Below are 601 nucleotides of genomic sequence, written 5' to 3' on the forward strand. Positions count from 1 at the left end.
CTCGAGCAGCATGAACCGATCCGCACCCGCACCACCGGTAACCTTGCTCATGCCAGTCAGCGTTATCAGGGCGTTATTGGTGGTATCCGGTTCATAGAGGTTCCACTGACTGTCAGCACCATAGACCCAATCGGTGGCCTCATTGCGGCCCTGGACCTGATCCTCGCCCGTACCTTCCAGTCGTTGTATACGACTGAAACTCTCGAGTCGTAAATTGGCTGTCGTATCACGCTCGACCACCGCACTCTCAGTACGACCGTCGAGATACCAAATATTGGGATTGCCATTGATGGTCAGGCTGTTGATGCTGGCCGAACCAGCCGCTTGCCCACCGCCATCGATTGCGCCGGTGTAGACCGCATCCGCCGAGAGGGTGAACCGGTCATTGCCGGTACCACCGATCACTTTGCTCACTCCGTCAAAAGTGACCAACGGATTCGTGCTTGTGTTCGGGTCATAGAGCGTCCATTGAGAATCGGCGCCGTAGATCCAGTCGGTAGCGTTATTACGCCCCTGAAGGTGATCGTCACCCGAGCCCTTCAGCACCTGGATGCCGCTGAAGGCAGTGAGGCGTAGATTTTCTTCGTTCCCGAGTTCAACC

1 protein-coding gene is annotated in these 601 nt (G+C 56.4%); it reads right to left on the reverse strand.

Features of this window, described 5'->3' with window-relative positions:
• Positions 1–601, reverse strand: a 601-nt coding sequence (locus tag B3520_RS15220; RefSeq protein ID WP_286876390.1) for a hypothetical protein, incomplete at both ends; no start/stop codon positions are given.

The organism is Marinimicrobium sp. UBA4509 (genome assembly GCF_002388575.1).
In the GTDB taxonomy this organism is placed as follows: Bacteria; Pseudomonadota; Gammaproteobacteria; order Pseudomonadales; family Cellvibrionaceae; genus Marinimicrobium; species Marinimicrobium koreense.